We start from the raw sequence: 16,709 nt of genomic DNA, 5'->3' as shown, positions 1-16,709 counted from the left end.
TGCGAGGTCTGCCGAGGAAGGGGGCGCGATGAGACGCATCGCCGGCGTGGCCGTACTGGTGGCGGGGGCGTGCGCGACGGCCTGCACGGGCACCGCCACGAGCGGGCCGGTGCCGGGCGGCGGTGCCGGGACGACGCCGGTCGCCTGCGCGGTCACGGACAAGCTCATCCCGACGTGCGGGGCGTGGTGGGGGATCGCGCCCGACGTCTTCTCCGGGCGCGGCCCGATCCGCGCGGTGGACTTGGCCGAACGGCGCATGGGCCGCCGGGCCGACATCGTGCACGTCTACCACCGGGGCGGAGAGCTCTTCCCGACCGCCGAGGAGCGGGAGATCGCCAAGGGGCCCCGCCTGCTGCTGGTGAACTGGAAACCGGCGCTCGACCACACCTGGGCCGAGGTCGCGCGGGGCGAGGTGGACGCGCGCGTCGACCGGCTCGCCGAGCACATCCGGCGCACCTTCCCCGGCCGGTTCTTCCTCACGATCCACCACGAGCCGGAGAACGACGTGCGCGAGGGTGGGGGATACTCGGCCGCCGACTACGTCGCGATGTACCGCCACGTGGTGACCCGCCTGCGGCAGCAGGGAGTGCGCAACGCGGTGACCGTGATGACCTACATGGGCGCGCCCAACTGGGCGGTCAAGCCGTGGTTCGGCCGGCTCTACCCGGGCGACGACGTGGTCGACTGGGTGGCCTTCGACCCGTACGCGGACGACCGGGTGAGCGACTTCGCCGGGCTGGTCGACAAGACCCGGCCCGACGCGCCGAGTTGGCCCGGGTTCTACCGGTGGATGCAGGCCAGGTTCCCGGCCAAGCCGATCATGGTCGCCGAGTGGGGCGCCTTCGAGCGGCTCGGGGCGCCCGCGTTCAAGCGCGACTTCTTCGACTCGGTCCGGCGCCAGATCGGGGAATACCCCCAGATCAAGGCGCTGGTCTACTTCGACTCGCCGCTGGCGCCCCGGGGAGACACCAGATTCGACACCACACCGGGCGCCACCCGGGCGTTCGCGCAGCTCGGGCGGCTGCCCCGCTTCACGTCCACGCCGGTGCCGCCCTCCTGAGCGCCTTCGGCGGACGCCTCAGCGGACCCAGCCGCCCGAGGTGACGAGGTTCAGCACGGCGCCGACCGCGCGTTCGATCGTCATGTCCGTGGTGTCGAGGACGAGGTCGGCGTCCTCCGGCTCCTCGTACGGGTCGGAGATCCCGGTGAACTCCGGGATCAGCCCGGCCCGCGCCTTGGCGTACAGGCCCTTGCGGTCGCGGCGCTCGCACTCCTCCAGCGGCGTGGCCACGTGGACGAGCAGGAAGTCGCCGCCGACCTCCTCGACCATCGCCCGCACCTCGTCCCGGGTCGCGGCGTACGGAGCGATGGGCGCGCAGATGGCCAGGCCGCCGTGGCGGGCCACCTCGGCGGCCACGAAGCCGATCCTGCGGATGTTGCGGTCGCGGTCCTCGCGCGAGAACGTGAGCCCGGCCGACAACATCCGCCGCACGACGTCGCCGTCCAGATAGGTGACCGTGCGGCCGCCCCGTTCGAGCAGCGCGTCGCGCAGGCCCCGGGCGATCGTCGACTTGCCCGAGCCGGACAGGCCGGTGAAGAACACCACGAGCCCCCGCTTGTGCGGCGGCCCCGGAATGGTGACCGGCGCGGGGCCCGCGTAGTGCTCGGTGGCGCCGTAGTTGCGGGCCACGTGCTCGCGGAGTTCGAGGTCGATCTCGGTGTCCTCACGCGGCGCGAGCGGCACCGCGACCACCGTCGCCCCCGGGAGCCGCTCGGCGGCCTTGAGCGCCGCGCGCACCACGGCCGGGCCGCCCTCGCCGAAGACGAGGGGCATGAGGAGCACGGCCGCGTCCAGTTCCTCGGCGGTCGCCACCACATCGTCGAGCGCGGCGGAGTCGAGCGGCCCGCGCATGGTCACCGCGAGGATCTCGCCGTCCGGCAGGTCCTTGCGGACCTCCTCCGGCGTACGGCGCAGCCGGGCGAACGGGCCGTACACAGAGGCGTCGAGCGCCTCGACCGGACCGGCGGCGTGGTGGCCGTCCCGCTCCACGACGGTCAGCACCGCGACCGCCGCACCCTCGGGGTCCCTGAGTGTCACCCGGTCGCCGGGCCCGAACTCGTCAGGAAGCGCGATCGTGATGGGGTCGGGCCAGGGCGCCCCGCCGGGCAGCCGACCACGCTCGACCACGCTCTCCACCTCGGCCGAGGTGAGGAAGCCGGTCAGCGGCGCGTACGCCCCGGACAGCAGCAGCTCCAGGTCGGCCAGCTCACGTGCGTCGGGCGTCCACTCGGTCATGGGCTTCCGTTTCCGCTCGATAGGTCCAGCTCGATAGTCCCAGCTCGGTTGAGGTCCCAGCTCGGTCTGGGTCCAGCTCGGTCTGGGGCGCTGCTCGGTTGGGTCGGATGGGTCGGATACGCACCCTACTGGCAACCGCACGCATAGCGCGCCGGTGCTCAGGGCGTCTACAGGCAGACATTAACCCGTGGAGGTGATCGTGGACGCCGCGGAAGAGCGACGTTTTCGCGCGTTCGTGTCGGCCCGCGCGCCGGCGCTGATGCGGCTGGCCTATCTGCTGACCGGAGGGGACCAGCATTCCGCAGAGGACCTGCTGCAGACGGCCCTGGCCAAGGTCGTCACGCGATGGGGGCGGCTCGACGAGCCCGAGGCGTACGTGCGGCAGGTCATGTACCGCCAGCAGATCAGCTGGTGGCGGCTCGCCTGGCGGCAGCGCGAGACCAGCGTGGCCGACGTGCCGGAGCACCCGGCCGGGCGCGCGGGCACCGACGAGGCCGAGCTGCGGATGATCCTGCGCCGGGCGCTCGCCCGGCTGACGCCCCGCCAGCGCGCCGTGCTCGTGCTGCGCTATCTCGAAGACCTGCCCGAGGACGAGGTGGCCCGGATCCTCGGCTGCTCCGTCGGGACCGTGCGCAGCACCGCGCACCGGTCCCTCGCCCGGCTGCGGACGGCCGCGCCGGAACTCGCCGACCTGCGCCTGAGTGAGGTGATCTCATGACGCCCCGGATGCTGAAGCGAACGCTGGAGGAGTGGTCGCGGGAGGTTCGAGTGCCCGCCGATCTGGCCGATCGCGCGCTGCGCCGCCGGTCGCGGCTGCGCCTGACGAGATTCGCGGGGGCGGTCTCGTGCGCGGCCGTCGTGGCGGCCGTGGCCCTGCTGGTGCCGCTGGTCGTGATCCCCCTCTTCACCGATGAGCCGATCTCGCAGGTCGGCGGCCCGCCGGTGGTGGTGCCCGTCGAGCCGTACCGGCAGACGACCCCCGCGGACGACGTGCTGGCCGACACCGAGAACTCCCCGCCGACGACCATGATCGCGGCCGGGCGGGTGGCGGTCTCGGCGTACTGGACCGGGCGATGGCGCACCCTCGCCGGGCGCAAACTGTTCGACCGGACCTGGTATCTCCTCAACCCCGTGACGAGCCGGTACGAGAAGACGGAGTGGGGCTGGGCCGAGGTCGCGCCCGGCCTGCGCTGGGCGGCGGTGCTGGAGAAGGACCTGCCCGCACGCAGGATCGGCATCCTCGACATGGAGACCCGGCAGGTGCGGGCGTGGGTGCCGGTGGACCACCCCGTGGGCGGCGTGTCATGGTCGCCGGACGGCACACAGCTCCTCGCCACCGCCTACGACGACTACCCGGACCTGGACATGATGTCTGTCGACGAGCGGCGGTGCCCGGCGCGGGTCGCGGCGACGCCTGAGGACCCCCGGCAGCCGCCGTTCCAGACGATCTCCACCAGCCGCACCGGCTTCTACCTCGTCGACGTGGCGAGCGCGACGGCGGGCGACTTCCACGCCGTCGATCCCTGCCTGACCGACAACAGCAACGTCAGGCGCGACTTCGAGTGGAGCGGCGACGGCACCCTGATCCGCGAGCGCAGCAACTCCGACTGGCCCGACGCGTTCCTGGACCTGGAGGGCAGACCGCACGACGCACCTCCCGGCTACGTCGCGACGGAGTCGAAGGCGGGCGTGTCGCCCGACGGCGCGCTGCTCGCCGGCCCCGACGGTATGCCCACCAAGGTCACCGAGGTCGTGACGGGCAAGGTCGTGGGCCGCCAGCAGGTGCTCCAGCTTCTCGCCTGGGCCGACGACCGCCGCCTGGTCGCGCTCGGCTGCGCGGGCACGTGCGGGAACGAGTTCCACAACGGCCTTGTCCTGGTGAACGTGGACGGCGAGGACATGATCCAGCTCGCGGCGTACCGGAAGAACAGCCAGGAGGCCGGGGCGTGGCGGCCGGTCCTGACGCTCAGGTAGCAGCGCGGATCAGGTAGCAGCGCGGATCAGGTAACGGAGATCAGGGAGCGGCTCAGATGAGGCGGGCGAAGTGGTTCTGCGGACGGCGGATCACCATGGTGATCTCGTCCTCGGTCCCGTTGAGCCCGCCTCGCGAGAGCGCGGCCACGGCACGGCAGACCACGGCGACCAGACCGCCGTGCGGACCCCGCCGGGCCGGGCCGCTCACCGCCGAGTAGTCCTCGGCGATCATGAGCCCGCGCATCAGGCAGTACGCCTGGATGCCCTCGCGGGAGGCCAGCGGCTCGTAGACCGCGGGAAGCGGCCCCACGGACCCGGCCGGGGCGAGGGAGCGCCACAGCGCCCGCCGTAGCCACCGGGGGGTGACCCGGTCGCAGAAGCCGTACGCGGACTTGCGGTCGCGCATCTTCAGCAGCAGCAGCCCGCCGGGGCGCAGCCCGGCCACGAGCCGGTCGAGCACGAGCTCGGAGTGCCGGATGCGTTCGAGGAGGAACGACACGTAGACGACGTCGAAGGAGCGGGGCGGGATCGGCACGAGACGCAGGTCGCCCAGGTAGGACGCCTCCAGGTCGCCGCGGTTGGCGGTGTGGGCCCGCAGGGGCGGCAGATCCTCGTCCACCCCCGTTATCCTCGGCTCGTAGCGCCCCACGTCGAGGGCGCCGCCCCGGCCGCATCCGGCGATGAGGATGTCGAGCCGCCGCCCGAGCTGGTCGGTCCACTGCTCGCGAATCCGCTGGCTGAACACGTCGTCCTGGTCGGCGGACGACAACCGAACCTCTGTCATACCACTGAGAGTAATCATTTGACGACGAAGAGTTGCGCATTTGCCGTCACCTATCATGTCCGGACCGAGGAGCGAGCGGAGCGAGGCGAATGAACAGGGCGTAGCCTTGGTAGCCGCGGCCCGGTTGGGAGCGTCTCGCGGATCTCCTCCGTAAGGGGGATCGGCCGGATGAACGGGGTCGCGTCCGCACGCCGGCTGTCTTTGTCACGGGGCTTTTGAAGGCATCGATGTCTCTTTCCGGACTGCTCGACCTCGTATCCGCCGAACCCAGGCTGGCCGCCGCGCTCGACGCCGCCGGGCAGGCCGCCCATCCGGGCGCCGAGCTGGTGGCGCCGCCCGCGCTGCGGCCGTTCGCCGTGGCCGCGCTGTCCCGCGTACGGCCGGTGCTCGCCGTCACGGCGACCGGGCGCGAGGCGGAGGATCTCGCCGCCGCGCTCACGAGCCTGGTCGACGAGACCTCCGTGGCCGTCTTCCCCGCCTGGGAGACCCTGCCGCACGAGCGCCTGTCGCCGCGCAGCGACACGGTCGGCCAGCGCCTGGCCGTGCTGCGGCGGCTGGCGCACCCGATCGAGGGCGACCCGGCGGCCGGCCCGCTGCGGGTCGTGGTGGCCCCGATCCGCTCGCTGCTCCAGCCCATCGTGGCCGGCCTCGGCGACCTGGCCCCCGTACGGCTGCGCGCCGGTGACGAGGCCGATCTGGACGACGTGGTGGCCCGGCTGGTCGAGAACGGCTACCACCGGGTGGACATGGTGGAGAAGCGCGGCGAGGTGGCCGTGCGCGGCGGCCTGCTCGACGTGTTCCCGCCCACCGAGGAGCACCCGCTGCGGCTGGAGTTCTGGGGCGACACGATCGAGGAGATCCGCTGGTTCAAGGTGGCCGACCAGCGCTCGCTGGAGGTCGCCCAGGACGGGCTTTTCGCCGCGCCCTGCCGCGAGCTGCTGCTCACCGAGGATGTACGGCGGCGCGCCCGCGAGCTGGGGGAGGAGCACCCGGCGCTTAAGGACGTGCTCGACCAGCTCGCCGAGGGCGTGCCGGTGGAGGGCATGGAGGCGTTCGCGCCCGTGCTCGCCGGGGCCATGGACCTGCTGCTCGACCACCTGCCGATCCGGTCGGCGGTGTTCGTCTGCGACCCCGAGCGGATCCGCGGCCGGGCCGTCGAGCTGGTCCACACCAGCCAGGAGTTCATGGAGGCGTCCTGGATCGCCGCGGCGGCGGGCGGAGAGGCGCCGATCGACCTGGAGGCGGCCGCCTTCCGCACGCTCGAGGAGGTGCGCGACCACGCCCGCGAGCTGGGCCAGCCGTGGTGGAGCATCGCCCCCTTCGGCGAGGGCGTGGAGCTGGACGCGCAGGACGTCGAGGCCTATCGGGGCGACACCCAGCGGGCGCTCGCCGACATCAAGGGCTGGATGGGCGCGGGCAAGGCCGTCGTGCTGCTGAGCGAGGGGCACGGCCCGGCCGAGCGCATGGTCGAGCTGCTCAAGGGCGTGGACGTGGCGGCGCGGCTGGTGCCGTCCCTCGACGGTCCGCCGCCGAAGGACGTCGTGCAGGTCACGACCGGCCGCATCGACCACGGCTTCGTCACGCCGGACGTCGCCGTGGTGACCCACCTCGACCTCGTCGGCCAGAAGGCGTCCACCAAGGACATGCGGCGGCTGCCGTCGCGCCGCCGCAACATGGTCGACCCGCTCCAGCTCAAGGTCGGCGACCACGTGGTGCACGAGCAGCACGGCGTGGGCCGCTACGTCGAGATGGTGCAGCGCACGATCCAGGGCGCGACCCGCGAATACCTCGTGATCGAGTACGCCAGGGGCGACCGGCTCTACGTGCCGACCGACCAGCTCGACGAGGTCACGCGCTACGTCGGCGGCGAGGCGCCCACGCTCAACCGCATGGGCGGGGCCGACTGGGCCAAGGCCAAGACCAGGGCGAAGAAGGCGGTCAGGGAGATCGCGGGCGAGCTGATCCGGCTCTACTCGGCCCGGATGGCCTCGCCCGGTCACGCGTTCGCCCCCGACAGCCCCTGGCAGCGGGAGATGGAGGACGCCTTCCCGTACGCCGAGACGGGCGACCAGCTCGAAGCGATCGATGAGGTCAAGCGCGACATGGAGCGGCCCGTCCCGATGGACCGCCTGATCTGCGGCGACGTCGGTTACGGCAAGACCGAGATCGCGGTGCGGGCGGCGTTCAAGGCGGTGCAGGACGGCAAGCAGGTCGCCGTGCTCGTGCCGACGACGCTGCTGGTGCAGCAGCACCTGTCGACGTTCGGCGAGCGGTTCGCCAGCTTCCCCGTCACCGTGAAGCCGATCTCCCGGTTCCAGACCGACTCGGAGGTGCGGGAGACCCTCGACGGCCTGCGTACGGGCGCGGTCGACGTGGTGATCGGCACCCACCGGCTGCTGTCGCCCGAGGTGAAGTTCAAGGAGCTCGGCCTGATCATCGTGGACGAGGAGCAGCGGTTCGGCGTCGAGCACAAAGAGGCCATGAAGCACATGCGCACGCAGGTGGACGTGCTCGCCATGTCGGCGACGCCGATCCCGCGGACGCTGGAGATGGGCCTCACCGGCATCCGCGAGATGTCGACCATCCTCACCCCGCCGGAGGAGCGGCACCCGATCCTCACGTTCGTGGGGCCGTACGACGAGAAGCAGATCGCGGCGGCGATCCGGCGCGAGCTGATGCGCGACGGGCAGGTGTTCTTCGTCCACAACCGGGTCCGTACGATCGACAAGGTGGCCGCGCGGCTGCACGAGCTGGTGCCGGAGGCGCGGATCGCGGTCGCGCACGGCCAGATGAACGAGAGCCAGCTCGAAAAGATCATGGTGGACTTCTGGGAGCGCAACTTCGACGTGCTCGTCTCCACCACGATCGTCGAATCCGGCCTGGACGTGCCCAACGCCAACACGCTCATCGTGGACCGCGCGGACAACTACGGCCTGTCGCAGCTCCACCAGCTGCGCGGCCGGGTCGGCCGGGGCCGCGAGCGCGGCTACGCCTACTTCCTCTACCCGCCCGAGTCGCCGTTGACCGAGACCGCGCACGAGCGGCTCGCCACGATCGCCCAGCACACCGAGATGGGCGCGGGCATGTACGTCGCGATGAAGGACCTGGAGATCCGCGGCGCGGGCAACATCCTCGGGGCCGAGCAGTCCGGCCACATCGCCGGCGTCGGCTTCGACCTGTACGTCCGCATGATGGCCGAGGCCGTCCAGGAGCAGAAGTCCAAGCTCGCGGGCGAGGCGAAGGTCGAGGAGCGGCCCGAGGTCAAGGTCGAGCTGCCGATCAACGCCCACGTGCCGCACGACTACGTCACCTCCGAGCGGCTGCGCCTGGAGGCGTACAAGCGGATCGCGGCCATCGGCTCGGAGGACGACATCACGGCCGTCCGCGACGAGCTCACCGACCGGTACGGCAGGCCGCCCCAGGAGGTGGACAACCTGCTGGAGGTGGCGCGCTTCCGGATCAAGGCCCGCAAGGCGGGGCTGACCGACGTGACGCTGCAGGGCCAGCAGATCAGGTTCGCGCCCGTGGAGCTGAGGGACTCCCAGCAGGTGCGGCTGCAGCGGCTCTATCCCCGCTCCATCTGGAAGCAGGCGACGGGCATCCTGCTCGTGCCGGTGCCCAAGACCAAGCCGATCGGCGGTCAGCCACTACGCGACCTCGACCTGCTGAAATGGTGTGGGGACCTGGTCGAGGCCCTGTTCCTGGAGCCGATGCGGGTACAGTGACCCGCGAAATTGTCATCAAACGCGTGGCCGGTGTCGTTCGGGAGGATCGTCCGTGAAGTCGTATCGAGTGCGCGTCGCCGTGGCGCTTGCGGCGGCGGGGATCGCCGTGACCGCGTGCGGCGGCCCCGTGCAGGCGGGTTCCGCGGCCATCGTGGGCAAGGATCGCATCAGCTCCAGCGAGCTGAACGACGAGGTCCGCGCGCTGCGCGCCGACCTGGCCGCCAACAAGATCCCCGAGGAGCAGCTCCAGCTGGCGTTCTCGCTGCCGCAGACGGTCCTGCTCAACATGACCACGAGCAGGCAGTTCCAGGAGCTCGGCCGGCGCAAGGGCGTCACGGCCACCGACCGGGAGGTCGACGACGTCGCCACGGCGCAGGGCGGCTGGGACCAGTTCAACAAGGTGCTGCTGGCCAACGGCGTCCCGCTGGACGAGGGCCGCGGCTTCATCCGCGCCGTCATCGTCCGCAACAAGCTGGCGCAGCGGTCCGGCGCCGGTCAGGACCAGGCGAGCCAGGAGGCCGCCCTGAAGAAGGTCATCGAGGAGGCCGACTCGACCGTGCCGGTGCAGTACAGCCCGCGCTACGGCAAGTTCGACCTCCAGCAGGGCTTCGTCGCCGACGACCGCTTCGGCTCGTCGAGCGCGGCCACGGCGGGCGGGGCCGCCGCGGGCGCGGCCGGCTGAGCCCGGGCCCGCCGAGCCGCGACCTCCCGAACCACCGGCGTCCGAGCCGCCCGGACCACACAGCCGGGCGGTCGGCCTGCTGTGCCCTCTGACGCGCCTGTGCGGTATGGTCGGCGGCCCGGCGACACCGGAGTCGGCGGCCTCTAGGCTGAGGCCATGGCGTTGATCGTGGTGACCACCTCGCCCCGGGTCGCTCCGGGCCTGCTCGCGCCCGCGGCGTGGAAGGCCCTCACCGGAGGGCGGGTGCTCACCGGCACCCCGGACCACCCCTACCTGCCCTATCTCGACGAGGCCGGCGTCCGGGTCGAGGTGGTGACCCCCGATCCCGGCGCGATCGCCCGCGAGAGCCGTACGGGGACGGTGGTGTGGCTGGCCGCGCAGGACGGCGACGAGGACTTCATGCGCGCGGTCGGCCACGCCGCGATCTCCCTGGACGAGCCGCCGGAGATCGAGGTCGTCCCCGGCTCCTACGACCTGCCCGGCGCCCGGCTGCTCGATCTCGTCCAGGTCATGGACCGGCTGCGCCGCGAGTGCCCGTGGGACCGCAAGCAGACCCACGAGTCGCTGGTGCCCTACCTGGTCGAAGAGGCCTACGAGGTGCTGGAGACCATCCACGAGGGCGACTACGGCCCGCCGCTTCGCGAGGAGCTCGGCGACCTGCTGCTCCAGGTGATGTTCCATGCTCGGCTGGCGCAGGAACGGATGGGCCCGGAGGGGACGGCCGGGGACGGCTTCGACATCGACGACGTCGCCGCCGGGATCGTGGAGAAGCTGGTCCGCCGCCATCCGCACGTCTTCGCGGAGGTCGAGGTCTCCGGCGCCGGTGAGGTCAGCGACAACTGGGAGACGATCAAGGCGGCCGAGCGGGCGGCCAAGGGGGAGACCCCCACGGTGCTCAGCGGCGTGCCCATGGGCCAGCCGGCGATCTCCCTGGCCGCCCAGCTCCTGCGCCGGGCCGGCCGGGCCGGGGCGCCCGCCTCTCTCGCCGGCGACCTCACCCCGCCCGCCGGCGCCCGCCTGTTCGCGCTCGTACGGGAGACCCAGGACGCGGGGCTCGACCCCGAGGCCGAGCTGAGGGCGGCGGCCAGGGAGTATCGGCGGCGCGTGGAGGAGTGGGAGAGCACGGCCGGCCCCGCCACTCCTGGCCTCGGCTGATCCGGCCGCGCCTGCCACTCCGGCCGCGCCCCGGCGGTGCCCGGCCGTGCCTGGCTCGCGGTCCATCGAACACGCCGTGAACGGGTGGCCCTGCGCCGTACCGAGTAGTAGGGACCGATAGGCTCGGGTGGCAAACCGCCCGCCATTTTGCTAGGAGCGTTCGTGGCTGCCATCGAGGCCATCACCGCCCGCGAGATCCTCGACTCCCGTGGGAACCCCACGGTCGAGGTCGAGGTACTCCTGGACGACTACAGCACCGGCCGCGCCGCCGTTCCGAGTGGCGCCTCCACCGGTCAGTTCGAGGCCGTCGAGCTGCGCGACGGGGACAAGAAGCGCTATCTCGGCAAGGGTGTCGAGAAGGCCGTCCTCGGCGTGACCGACGAGATCGCCGACGAGCTCATCGGGTTCGACGCCGAGGAGCAGCGTCTCATCGACCAGACGATGATCGACCTGGACGGCACGCCCAACAAGGCTCGCCTCGGGGCCAACGCCATCCTCGGCATCTCGCTGGCCGTCGCCAAGGCCGCCGCCGACAGCGCCGACCTGCCCCTGTTCCGCTACGTCGGCGGGCCGAACGCGCACATCCTGCCCGTGCCGATGATGAACATCCTCAACGGTGGCGCGCACGCCGACACCAACGTGGACATCCAGGAGTTCATGATCGCGCCGATCGGGGCCGAGACGTTCTCCGAGGCGGTGCGCATGGGCGCCGAGACCTACCACACGCTCAAGAGCGTGCTGAAGGAGAAGGGCTACGCCACCGGCCTGGGCGACGAGGGCGGCTTCGCTCCCAGCCTGCCGTCCAACCGCGACGCGCTCGACCTGATCATGGTCGCGATCGAGAAGGCCGGATACACGCCGGGCCAGGACATCGCGCTCGCGCTCGACGTCGCGGCCAGCGAGTTCCACAACGACGGCGTCTACACGATCGACGGCAAGGGCCTGTCGGCCGCCGAGCTGATCTCCTTCTACGAGGACCTGGTCCGCTCCTACCCGCTGGTCTCCATCGAGGACCCGCTGAACGAGGAGGACTGGGAGGGCTGGAAGGCCATCACCACGTCGCTCGGCGCCAAGGTCCAGCTCGTGGGCGACGACCTGTTCGTCACCAACCCCGAGCGGCTCGGCCGCGGCATCGCCGATGGCGCCGCCAACGCCCTGCTGGTGAAGGTGAACCAGATCGGCACGCTGTCGGAGACCCTCGACGCGGTCGACCTGGCCCACCGCAGCGGCTACCGCTGCATGATGAGCCACCGCTCCGGCGAGACCGAGGACACCACGATCGCCGACCTCGCCGTGGCCACCAACTGCGGCCAGATCAAGACCGGCGCTCCGGCCCGCTCGGACCGGGTGGCCAAGTACAACCAGCTCCTGCGCATCGAGGAGCTGCTCGACGACGCGGCGCGGTACGCCGGTCGCTCCGCCTTCCCGCGCTTCCGGGGATAGCGGGCGGCACGCGGGGGAAGCCCGGCTGGACACGTTCCGGACACCGGCGCGGCGACGTCGTGCCCGTCCGGGCGTGTACGGCCGGGACGGCGGTTAGTGTGGCCGTTGACCGGGCCATGCGCTGACCGACCGGGAGGGGTGGTTTCGTGGCGGCGAAGCGGCCGCAGCTCACCGGGCGCGCGGCGATCCTCGCGGTCGTCGTGTGCGCCATCGCCATGAGCCTGGCCTACCCCGTGCGGGAGTACGTCGCCCAGCGCCGGCAGATCGCCCAGCTGGAGGAGCAGCAGGCGAACGCGCTGCGCAAGCTCCAGAACCTGGAGGAGCGGCGCCGGCGGCTGGAGGATCCGGAGTACATCAAGCGCCTGGCCAAGGAGCGGCTGTTCTACTGCGAGCCGGGCGCGGACTGCTACCAGGTGCTCGACGAGGAGACGGCCGGGACCGCCGCCGCCAAGGCGGGGACCAGGCAGCCGGAGCGGCCCGCCTGGTACCTCACTCTCTGGCGGTCATTCGAGGCGGCGGACAAGGGGCGGCCCGGCGCACCCGCGGCGCGGCAGAGCCCCGCACCGGCGGCGTCCCCGTCCCGGTCCCCGTCTGCGTCTGCGTCGGCGTCGGCGTCGGCGTCGGCGGGATGAGGATCGCGGACGCCCTGGGAACGGCATGGCGGAAAGCGTGAAGGGCGAGGAGATCGACGTGGCGAACGACCGGGCGGACCACGTGGGCCAGGCAGGCCGGGTGGACCCCGCGGACCTGGCGGCGGCGCGGGCGCAGCTCGGGCGGCAGCCGCGCGGGGTGCGGGCCGTCGCCCACCGGTGCCCCTGCGGGCTGCCCGACGTGCTGGAGACCGCGCCCCGGCTGCCCGACGGTGCGCCGTTCCCCACGCTGTTCTACCTGACCTGCCCGAAGGCCGCCTCGGCGATCGGCACGCTGGAGTCGTCCGGCCTGATGAGGAGCATGCAGGCCCGGCTTTCCGAGGACCCCGAGCTGGCCGAGGCCTACCGGGCGGCCCACGAGGACTACGTCGCCCGCCGCGACCGGGCGGCCGACGAGGAGGGCCTGGAGCCGCTGCCGCGCGACATGCAGAGCGCCGGCGGCATGCCGGGCCGGGTCAAGTGCCTGCACGCGCTGGTCGCCCACGAGCTGGCCGCGCCGGGGGCCAACCCGTTCGGCCGGGAGGCCCTCGACGCGCTGCCCGACTGGTGGGCCGGCGGCCCCTGCGTCGTCGTGGAGAAGGTCGTCGTGGAGAAATCCGAAGAGCAGTCATGAGCCCGGCCGGGCGCGGGACCGAGACGGAAGCGCCGTCATGGCGCGGGGAGCCGGCCGGAGGCCGGAGGGGATGAGCGTGAAGACGAATCGGGTCGCGGCCATCGATTGCGGGACCAATTCGGTCCGCCTTCTCATCGCGGACATCTCTGGCGACGACCTCACCGACGTCGAACGGCGGATGGAGATCGTCAGGCTCGGCCAGGACGTCGACCGTACGGGACGGCTCGCGCCGGAGGCCCTGGAGCGGACGTTCACGGCGATGCGCGGATACGCCAAGCTGATCAGGGAGCACTCCCCGGACGGGCCCGTGCCGGTCCGCGTGGTCGCCACCTCGGCGACCCGCGACGCCGCCAACCGGGCCGACTTCGTCTCCGGCGTACGGGACATCTTCGGCGTGGAGCCCGAGGTGGTGACCGGTGACGAGGAGGCGCGGCTGTCCTTCACCGGCGCGACCCGGGGCCTGGCCCACTACGGTGCCGAGGCCGAGACCCCCTATCTGGTGGTGGACATCGGGGGTGGCTCGACCGAGTTCGTCGTCGGTTCGCGGTCCGTCGAGGGCGCGCTCTCGGTGGACATCGGCTGCGTACGGCTGACCGAGCGTCACCTGCGCGACGACCCGCCGAGCGCCGGGACGGTGGAGGCGGCCGTCGCCGACATCGAGGCGGCCATGGATCGGGTCGAGGAGAGCGTCCCCGTGCGCACGGCGCGGACGCTGGTCGGCCTGGCGGGTTCGGTCACCACGGTCGCCGGGATCGCGCTCGATCTGCCCGCCTACGACCCGGCGCGCATCCACCACTCGCGCATTCCCGCCGAGCGGGTCCACGAGGTGTCCGCGCGGCTGCTGCGCATGACGCACGACGAGCGGGCGGCCATCCCGGTCATGCACCCGGGCCGGGTGGACGTCATCGGCGCGGGCGCGCTCATCCTCGACCGCATCGTCCGCCGCTATGGCTTCTCCGAGGTCGTGGTCAGCGAGCACGACATCCTCGACGGCATCGCCTGGTCCCTCACCACCTGACCCCCTTCGGTCCGGCCCCTCGCGGGCCCGATCTTGCCGCTACTGTGCATTGCGTAGTACTGTGCGGTGCGTGGACAGTAGCCAGCTCCTCAAAGGAGTCCTCGACATGGCGGTCCTCGCGGTGCTCGCCGAGCGCGACAGCTACGGATACGACGTCGTACGCCGCCTGCGTGAGGTGGGGCTGGAGGACGTCGGCGACGCCTCGGTGTACGGGACGCTGCGGCGGCTCTTCAAGGCCGGAGCGCTCACCTCCTACGTGGTCGCCTCCGACGAGGGGCCGCACCGCAAGTACTACGGCCTGAACGACGTGGGCCGCTCGCTCCTCCAGACCTCGGCGAAGACCTGGACGTCCTTCGCCTCCACCATGAACGACCTGCTCAAGGAGGTCGATCCGGGATGAATCCCCCACTGACGCCCCAGGACTACGCCGCCGCCGTACGCGAGGCGCTCGCCGATCTCCCCGCCCGCGACAGGGACGCGCTGCTGGAGGACCTGGACGAGCATCTCGCCGAGGTCGCCGCCGAGCCGGGCATGTCGCTGGAGGAACGCCTCGGCAGCCCCGAGGCGTACGCGGCCGAGCTGCGGGCCGCCTACGGCGGGCGGCCGTCGGGCGGCCGGTCCTCGCTGGGCGGGCGGCTGCGCGAGCGGGTGAGCGGAGCCGTCCGGCGCGTTCACACGCGGCTGCTCGTGCTCCCGCCCTACCGTCAGGCCGCCGTCTTCGCCCCGGAGCTGCGCCCCGCGTGGTGGGTGCTGCGGGGTTACGCGCTCGCGCTGGCCGTGCTCGCGCCGATCAGCGCCCCTGGGCTGATCCCCGGCGACATCCCCGCCTGGGTGTTCACGCTCGCGGTGATCTGGGGGTCGGTGTGGCTGGGCCGGCGGGGCCGTACGCGGCGGTCGCGCTGGGGCCGCGTGCTGCTGCTCGGGGCCAATCTGCTGGCCGCGGTCCTCGTGATCACGGCGATGGCCGACGTCCCGAGCACGTCGTCGCGCAGCGTGGCCTTCGACTACGGCCCCGAGCCGGATGCGTACGCGCCGGGGATGCGGGTGGAGAGGGTGTCCTCGCTGGGTGAGGGGGACGTCTACAACATCTTCCCGTACGCGGAGGACGGGACGCCGTTGCACAACGTCCGGCTCTACGATCAGGACGGCAACCCGATCATGCTGGAGCAGGGCTTCGACCAGGAGCTCGTCATCCCCTGCGACGGGGAGCCGCCCATCCGCAACGCCTATCCGCTGCCGCTGAAGCCCGTGGAGCAGCGCGTCGATCCCACCCAACCGGAGGCGACCTGCGTGCCCGTCACGCCGACGCCCGCGGACGCCACGGCCTCCCCGGCACCCGCCGCGGAACCGTCCGCCTCACCGTCGCCTTCCGCCGAGCCGTCCCCCTCGGCGGAGCCGACCCACCGACGGCGATAGGGAAACACAGAGTCAGCCGGACCCGAGCGCGCGCAGCATGGTCAGGAGCGTCGTGCGGTCGGAGACGGGCCGGAAGAAGGCCCGGTCCACCCCCTCGACCACGGCGACGGCCTCCCGCGCGAGGGCGGCGCCGCGCTCGGTCACCCGCAGCCTCCTGGCCCGGGTGTCGGCGGGGTCGACCTCGCGCAGGACCAGGCCCTTGGCCTCCAGCTTGCGGATGACCTGAGAGGTCATCTTCACGTCCGTGCCGGCCTGCCGGGCCAGCGTGAGCTGGTTGGGATCGTCGCCGTGGGAGTTCAGCCACCACGTGCTGGCCAGCAGGACGAACTGCACGTGGGTGAGATCCAGCGGCGCGAGGGCCGCGGCGATGTCGCGCTGCCAGCGGAGCGTGGCGTGCCACAGCAGGAACCCCGGGCTCTCCTCGGGGTCCAGCGGCGGCATGGTCTAGCCCTCCTCTGCCAGCCGCACCAGCGCGGCCAGCACGTCGGGGAAGTCGGCGGTGATGGCCGGGCCGAGCTGCGGACCGACCTCGTCCGCGGCCGGGCCGGTGATCTCCGTCCGGTAGACGATCCTGGTGCCGCCGTCCGCGGGTTCGAGCCGGTGCACGGTCCGTACGACGAAGTCTCCGGCGTCCATCTCGTCGGTGAACCACTTGCCCGGCTCGATCTCGACCAGGCGCATCCGGATCGGCTCGTCCCCCGGCGGGGTCATGGTGAACGTCGTGCCGACGGCGAACGGCCCGTTGATCTCGATGCTCTCGATCCCGTCGTTCCAGCGCGGCCACGCCGCCATGTCCGACCAGAGCCGCCAGACCACGCCGGCGCTCGCGACGGTCTCCACGCTGTGCTCGTACTCCCACATGCCGGGCTCCTTCACTCAATGGGGTACGCAGAGATTATCTGCGCGTAGACTATTTGTCCACACCGCCGGCTCCGTAGGCGGACGGAGCCGGG

The 16,709-nt window shown here is 72.2% G+C and carries 16 protein-coding genes; 12 read left to right on the top strand and 4 right to left on the bottom strand.

Translation table 11 applies throughout. The features are described from left to right. Positions 1 to 28: 28 nt before the first annotated feature. Positions 29 to 1,060, top strand: coding sequence for a hypothetical protein (locus ABZ857_RS15905; protein WP_357043420.1), 1,032 nt, complete (start codon positions 29 to 31; stop codon positions 1,058 to 1,060). Positions 1,061 to 1,078: 18 nt separating this feature from the next. Here ABZ857_RS15905 and cysC read toward each other — a convergent pair whose 3' ends face one another. After that, positions 1,079 to 2,296: an adenylyl-sulfate kinase gene (gene cysC / locus ABZ857_RS15900; protein ID WP_357043418.1), complete on the bottom strand. Its 1,218-nt coding sequence runs from the start codon at positions 2,294 to 2,296 to the stop codon at positions 1,079 to 1,081. 199 nt (positions 2,297 to 2,495) lie between these two features. Between cysC and ABZ857_RS15895 the strand changes: the two genes are divergently transcribed. Next, positions 2,496 to 3,014, top strand: coding sequence for a SigE family RNA polymerase sigma factor (locus ABZ857_RS15895; RefSeq protein WP_357043416.1), 519 nt, complete (start codon positions 2,496 to 2,498; stop codon positions 3,012 to 3,014). Then, the gene (locus ABZ857_RS15890) at positions 3,011 to 4,270 is read left to right on the top strand and encodes a hypothetical protein (RefSeq protein ID WP_357043414.1); all 1,260 of its coding nucleotides are present in this window, start codon (positions 3,011 to 3,013) and stop codon (positions 4,268 to 4,270) included. The genes ABZ857_RS15895 and ABZ857_RS15890 overlap by 4 nt, the downstream gene beginning before the upstream one ends. Before the next feature lie 52 nt (positions 4,271 to 4,322). Here the strand turns inward: ABZ857_RS15890 and ABZ857_RS15885 are convergent, their stop codons facing one another. Next, entirely contained in the window at positions 4,323 to 5,054 is a 732-nt protein-coding gene (locus tag ABZ857_RS15885; RefSeq protein ID WP_357043412.1) for a methyltransferase domain-containing protein, read from the bottom strand. A gap of 227 nt (positions 5,055 to 5,281) precedes the next feature. On the opposite strand from ABZ857_RS15885, the gene mfd reads away from it, so the two are divergent. From mfd to ABZ857_RS15840, 9 genes are all read left to right on the top strand, one after another. Further along, positions 5,282 to 8,779 carry a transcription-repair coupling factor gene (gene mfd, locus ABZ857_RS15880; RefSeq protein WP_357043410.1) on the top strand — a complete coding sequence of 1,166 codons (3,498 nt, stop codon included), beginning with the start codon at positions 5,282 to 5,284 and terminating at the stop codon, positions 8,777 to 8,779. Between the two features lie 52 nt (positions 8,780 to 8,831). After that, positions 8,832 to 9,461: a SurA N-terminal domain-containing protein gene (locus ABZ857_RS15875; RefSeq protein ID WP_357043408.1), complete on the top strand. Its 630-nt coding sequence runs from the start codon at positions 8,832 to 8,834 to the stop codon at positions 9,459 to 9,461. A gap of 156 nt (positions 9,462 to 9,617) precedes the next feature. Beyond that, positions 9,618 to 10,616, top strand: coding sequence for a MazG family protein (locus ABZ857_RS15870; protein ID WP_357043406.1), 999 nt, complete (start codon positions 9,618 to 9,620; stop codon positions 10,614 to 10,616). A 162-nt stretch (positions 10,617 to 10,778) separates the two neighbouring features. After that, positions 10,779 to 12,059, top strand: a complete 1,281-nt coding sequence (eno, locus tag ABZ857_RS15865) for a phosphopyruvate hydratase (RefSeq protein ID WP_357043404.1) — start codon at positions 10,779 to 10,781, stop codon at positions 12,057 to 12,059. Positions 12,060 to 12,205: 146 nt separating this feature from the next. Beyond that, a complete protein-coding gene (locus ABZ857_RS15860; RefSeq protein WP_357043402.1) occupies positions 12,206 to 12,691 on the top strand; it encodes a septum formation initiator family protein in 486 nt (161 codons plus the stop codon). 25 nt (positions 12,692 to 12,716) lie between these two features. Next, positions 12,717 to 13,322 (top strand): DUF501 domain-containing protein, encoded by a 606-nt coding sequence (locus ABZ857_RS15855; RefSeq protein ID WP_357043400.1) that lies wholly within the window; start codon positions 12,717 to 12,719, stop codon positions 13,320 to 13,322. Positions 13,323 to 13,398: 76 nt separating this feature from the next. Beyond that, complete coding sequence (locus ABZ857_RS15850) at positions 13,399 to 14,340, top strand: Ppx/GppA phosphatase family protein (protein WP_357043398.1); 942 nt, start codon at positions 13,399 to 13,401, stop codon at positions 14,338 to 14,340. A 70-nt stretch (positions 14,341 to 14,410) separates the two neighbouring features. Continuing rightward, entirely contained in the window at positions 14,411 to 14,740 is a 330-nt protein-coding gene (locus ABZ857_RS15845) for a PadR family transcriptional regulator (RefSeq protein ID WP_357043396.1), read from the top strand. After that, on the top strand, positions 14,737 to 15,756 hold the full coding sequence (locus ABZ857_RS15840) for a hypothetical protein (RefSeq protein ID WP_357043393.1): 1,020 nt from the start codon (positions 14,737 to 14,739) through the stop codon (positions 15,754 to 15,756). The genes ABZ857_RS15845 and ABZ857_RS15840 overlap by 4 nt, the downstream gene beginning before the upstream one ends. Positions 15,757 to 15,768: 12 nt before the next feature. Here the strand turns inward: ABZ857_RS15840 and ABZ857_RS15835 are convergent, their stop codons facing one another. Both ABZ857_RS15835 and ABZ857_RS15830 read right to left on the bottom strand, forming a co-directional pair. Further along, a complete protein-coding gene (locus ABZ857_RS15835) occupies positions 15,769 to 16,197 on the bottom strand; it encodes a MarR family transcriptional regulator (RefSeq protein ID WP_357043391.1) in 429 nt (142 codons plus the stop codon). A gap of 3 nt (positions 16,198 to 16,200) precedes the next feature. Next, entirely contained in the window at positions 16,201 to 16,617 is a 417-nt protein-coding gene (locus tag ABZ857_RS15830; RefSeq protein ID WP_357043389.1) for an SRPBCC family protein, read from the bottom strand. Positions 16,618 to 16,709: the final 92 nt, after the last annotated feature.

The sequence above is a fragment of the Microbispora sp. NPDC046933 genome, assembly GCF_040644635.1.
Classification (GTDB): domain Bacteria; phylum Actinomycetota; class Actinomycetes; order Streptosporangiales; family Streptosporangiaceae; genus Microbispora.
This window is presented reverse-complemented; position numbering and strand designations above follow the sequence as displayed.

Coding starts and splice junctions, on each gene's coding strand:
- ABZ857_RS15905 (WP_357043420.1), top strand. CDS start 29: ATGAGACGCATCGCCGGCGTGGCCGTACTGGTGGCGGGGGCGTGCGCG.
- cysC (WP_357043418.1), bottom strand. CDS start 2,296: ATGACCGAGTGGACGCCCGACGCACGTGAGCTGGCCGACCTGGAGCTG.
- ABZ857_RS15890 (WP_357043414.1), top strand. CDS start 3,011: ATGACGCCCCGGATGCTGAAGCGAACGCTGGAGGAGTGGTCGCGGGAG.
- ABZ857_RS15885 (WP_357043412.1), bottom strand. CDS start 5,054: ATGACAGAGGTTCGGTTGTCGTCCGCCGACCAGGACGACGTGTTCAGC.
- mfd (WP_357043410.1), top strand. CDS start 5,282: ATGTCTCTTTCCGGACTGCTCGACCTCGTATCCGCCGAACCCAGGCTG.
- ABZ857_RS15870 (WP_357043406.1), top strand. CDS start 9,618: ATGGCGTTGATCGTGGTGACCACCTCGCCCCGGGTCGCTCCGGGCCTG.
- ABZ857_RS15855 (WP_357043400.1), top strand. CDS start 12,717: ATGGCGGAAAGCGTGAAGGGCGAGGAGATCGACGTGGCGAACGACCGG.
- ABZ857_RS15840 (WP_357043393.1), top strand. CDS start 14,737: ATGAATCCCCCACTGACGCCCCAGGACTACGCCGCCGCCGTACGCGAG.
- ABZ857_RS15835 (WP_357043391.1), bottom strand. CDS start 16,197: ATGCCGCCGCTGGACCCCGAGGAGAGCCCGGGGTTCCTGCTGTGGCAC.
- ABZ857_RS15830 (WP_357043389.1), bottom strand. CDS start 16,617: ATGTGGGAGTACGAGCACAGCGTGGAGACCGTCGCGAGCGCCGGCGTG.